Annotated in this window: 6 protein-coding genes; 4 read left to right on the top strand and 2 right to left on the bottom strand. The window is 49.9% G+C overall.

Annotation, left to right across the window (positions count from 1 at the left end; genetic code table 11):
* From MHN01_RS19490 to MHN01_RS19480, 3 genes are all read left to right on the top strand, one after another.
* Positions 1-307, top strand: a 307-nt coding sequence (locus MHN01_RS19490) for a cytochrome c oxidase subunit 3 (protein WP_239412873.1), incomplete at its 5' end; no start/stop codon positions are given.
* Positions 308-320: 13 nt separating this feature from the next.
* The gene (locus tag MHN01_RS19485) at positions 321-992 is read left to right on the top strand and encodes a heme-copper oxidase subunit III family protein (protein ID WP_239412872.1); all 672 of its coding nucleotides are present in this window, start codon (positions 321-323) and stop codon (positions 990-992) included.
* 12 nt (positions 993-1,004) lie between these two features.
* Entirely contained in the window at positions 1,005-1,340 is a 336-nt protein-coding gene (locus MHN01_RS19480) for a cytochrome C oxidase subunit IV family protein (RefSeq protein ID WP_239412871.1), read from the top strand.
* Between the two features lie 79 nt (positions 1,341-1,419).
* Here the strand turns inward: MHN01_RS19480 and MHN01_RS19475 are convergent, their stop codons facing one another.
* Complete coding sequence (locus MHN01_RS19475; RefSeq protein WP_239412870.1) at positions 1,420-1,977, bottom strand: NAD/FAD-utilizing enzyme; 558 nt, start codon at positions 1,975-1,977, stop codon at positions 1,420-1,422.
* 225 nt (positions 1,978-2,202) lie between these two features.
* On the opposite strand from MHN01_RS19475, the gene MHN01_RS19470 reads away from it, so the two are divergent.
* Positions 2,203-2,385 carry a hypothetical protein gene (locus MHN01_RS19470; protein WP_239412869.1) on the top strand — a complete coding sequence of 61 codons (183 nt, stop codon included), beginning with the start codon at positions 2,203-2,205 and terminating at the stop codon, positions 2,383-2,385.
* A gap of 16 nt (positions 2,386-2,401) precedes the next feature.
* Here the strand turns inward: MHN01_RS19470 and MHN01_RS19465 are convergent, their stop codons facing one another.
* Complete coding sequence (locus MHN01_RS19465) at positions 2,402-3,655, bottom strand: D-amino acid dehydrogenase (protein ID WP_239412868.1); 1,254 nt, start codon at positions 3,653-3,655, stop codon at positions 2,402-2,404.
* Positions 3,656-3,865: the final 210 nt, after the last annotated feature.

Genomic DNA, 3,865 nt, shown 5'->3' with positions numbered 1-3,865 from the left:
CACCTTACTAAACCTCGCGGTACTTTTTACCCTGGGCTTTATCGTGGCTCAGCTATGGGCATGGCAACACCTGCTTGCGCTGAATTACAGTGTCGGGGGCAACCCGGCCAATAGCTTCTTCTACCTATTAACTGGCCTGCATGGACTGCATGTGCTGGGTGGGCTAATCGCCCTTGCAATAGCGGTTTACCACGCTATCCGCAGGCACAGTGACTCCCTTTATCCGTCACTGAGCCTCTGCACCCGGTATTGGCATTTTTTACTCTTTGTCTGGTTGTTTTTATTGGGGCTGTTGCGATTTACATAAGAGGTAAATACGTATGGCCGATTCTCCGTCAACATCGTCCGGTCAATGGGCTTCCATCGTTACGGACTACTCTGCGGATCAGGCTGTGTTCCGCATTTCATCCAACAAAGCCATGATGTGGCTGTTCCTGCTTAGCGATATCTTTGTCTTCGGCTGTTTTCTGACCGGCTATATGGCGGTCAGAATGACCACCACAACCCCATGGCCGATCCCCAGTGAAGTCTTTGCCCTGACCATCGGCGGTCAGTCAATCCCACTGATCCTGATAGCGATCATGACGTTCATTCTGATCACCAGCAGCGGCACTATGGCAATGGCCGTCAACGCCGGGTATCAACGAAAACGCCGCCTCACTGCACTGCTGATGGTGATCACTGCCCTATTCGGCCTCAGCTTTGTCGGCATGCAAGCCTTCGAGTGGACCAAGTTGATAGAGGACGGCGTACGCCCTTGGGGTAACGAAGCCGGTGCTGCTCAGTTCGGGGCAAGCTTTTTTATGATCACCGGTTTTCACGGCCTGCATGTCAGTATCGGCGTACTCTACCTGCTCATTGTGGCTGCAAAGGTATGGCGGGGAAACTATGAGCGTAGCGGAAACTACGAGATCGTCGAAATTGCCGGCCTGTACTGGCACTTCGTCGATCTTGTCTGGGTTTTCATCTTCGCCTTTTTCTACTTGTGGTAGGAGGATTTGAATATGAATACTGCACACTCTGGTTCGGCCGAGCATAAACAGCAACATCCAATCAGCCTGTACCTCAAAATATGGGGGCTATTATTTGTGCTCAGTACCCTGTCTTATATGGTCGACTACTACCATCTTGAGGGACTGCTGCGCTGGAGCCTAATTTTACTGTTTATGATTCTGAAGGCCGGCCTTATCGCCAGTGTATTTATGCACATGCTGTGGGAGCGGCTGGCACTGGTTTACACCATCTTCTTGCCACCACTGGTATTGCTGGTTCTTGTGATTCTGATGGCCAGCGAGGCTGACTATATTTTCCAATTGCGAGAAGTATTCTTTAACGAATAGTTGGCTGTAAAACCGGGAGACCTGCAGCCTCCCGGTTTATTTCATGTTCAGCGATTAGGGCTCAACATCGGACACATTACTACGGCAGCGTTCTCTTCATTTTCTCCCAACCATTCTGGGTTGCTATCAGCCAGTGCGGGGGGGCCTTGCCGGTTCCGGCAGGCTTTAGCTTGTCATGGGCCAGTGTCACATTGGCCAAAGTGATTTCCTGGCTCGGCTCTACATCAACCATTAATACATGCTTGCCAGATTTCAGCACCTGCTTGAAACGGCGGAACTGGTAGTGCAGCTCCTGAATGCCGAACAATCCACCCTCCCAGGTTATGAACCCCAACATGACAATGGCCAGCATAACGAAAGGTACCCAACCTACTGTTTCAGTAGCACCGGACAGAAAAGCAACAAGCAATACCACAACCGCTGCACAGACACCGACAACGGCACCAATCTCGGTCGAATGGATAATATCGTTACGCATAATAGACTTCACAGGGTGAAGATGGTGATGGCTGGCAACCTCGGTATCGTTATCGGTCAGAACATGGATTTGCGGCGGGCTGATACCACTCAACTCCAGTTCATATTCCACCAATTCCAGATCGTCTAAGTCATCGCTAATGTAAAAGACCCGCTTCATTATGGCCTCCCGGCACTGAATACCACACCGAACCCTTGTCTCATCCATTCAGAACGATGTCAGTGATTAGCAACAATAGAAATAACTATTCGTAGTTAAATTTTAATACACATTCAGCTCATTATTTGGGCTTACTGACATTTCTCTGACTTTAGCCTAACAATCCCCTAAACCGTGCCACTTAGACTTCCCACAACCAAAGACAAACTGACTTAATTTCCACCAATGAACAAATACTCACTCCTGAGCATGTTTCTGCTCATCCTATTTCTTGGCAGCTGCCAGCTCACCCATGTCGAAGGCGAAGTCGACGGCGTGAATATCAGGGCAACAACCAATGAAGCTAACAGCAACCACGGAAACGGCAGTTTCTGTCCGCCAGGACAAGCCAAAAAAGGCAACTGCTGATAGCTTCCCAGATTTATCAGGCATAACGAAAGACATCCAGCCCCTCAGGGTCAATATCTGGATTGCGGCCACTAACAATATCTGCCAGCATTTTTCCTGAGCCACATGCCATGGTCCACCCCAGCGTACCATGACCAGTATTGGTGAAAAGGTTGGCAAAAGGCGTCTTACCAATCACAGGCGTACCGTCCGGTGTCATTGGTCGCAAACCACTCCAGAACTCCGCTTGTTTAATATCTCCGCCTTCAGGAAACAGATCCTGAATGACCATCGAAATTGTCTCTTTCCGCTTTTTGGTCAGGCTGAAATCAAACCCTGCCAGCTCGGCAGTACCTGCTACCCGGATACGATCTTCAAACCGTGTCATCGCCACCTTATAGGTTTCATCCATCACGGTAGATAGTGGTGCTGCCGTTGAATCAGTCACAGGTAGGGTCAACGAATACCCTTTAACCGGATACACCGGAAGATCAATTCCAAGTGATCCCAGCAATGACGTGGAATAACTGCCCATTGCCACCACATAGGCATCAGCATGGAGATCACCGGCACTAGTGGTCACCGAGGTGATTTTGCCATTTGTGTGGTTCAGGCGTTCCACCGACGTATCAAACATGAATTTTACCCCAGCCTGCCTGGCAAGCTCTGTCAGTTGCTGACAGAACAAATAGCAATCGCCGGTCTCGTCATCCGGCAGGCGCAGCCCGCCAACCAGCTTGTCTTGTACCTTCGCCAACGCCGGTTCGGCCGCGATACAACCCTTCACGTCCAGCTCTTCATAACGAGTGCCGCTATCGGCCAGTACCTGAATATCTTTGGCGACCGCTTCTATCTGGGCTTCACTGCGAAACACCTGCAATGTCCCCTGCTGCCGGCCTTCGTACTGCAAGTCTTCCTGCCGACGGAGTTCCAACAGGCACTCACGGCTATAGTTAGCGACCCGCAGCATTCTGGCCTTGTTGATCTGGTATTTTTTCTGGTTGCAATTAGCCAGCATTTTCGTCGACCATAAATACAGTTCAGGTGATACCGACGGTTTGATTTTCAGCGGCGCATGTTTTTGTAACAGCCACTTCATCGCTTTTACCGGGATCCCCGGTGCCGCCCACGGTGAGGAGTAGCCGTACGAAATTTGTCCGGCATTGGCAAAACTAGTTTCTTCTGCGCTCTTTGGCTGCCTTTCGACCACAGTCACATCATGACCGGCCTGAGCCAGATACCACGCCGACGTTAAACCAATAACACCACTTCCCAATACAATCACTTCCATCTCACGACTCTCTAGTTTGCAGGCGACTTTATGAAACGGAGAATGCGTTATTTACATTTACATAACAATCGATAATATTTAACAGCAGTGTTTAATTTTACTAAAAGCAAACGGAAGAGCTTTGCATGCAACCAATCAAAAGCAGTACCCTGGCCGGTCTGGCAACCTTTGATATTGTGGCCCGCTTCGGTAGCTTCACCCAAGCCGCAG

The organism is Photobacterium sp. OFAV2-7 (assembly GCF_022347985.1).
In the GTDB taxonomy this organism is placed as follows: Bacteria; Pseudomonadota; Gammaproteobacteria; order Enterobacterales; family Vibrionaceae; genus Photobacterium.
This window is presented reverse-complemented; position numbering and strand designations above follow the sequence as displayed.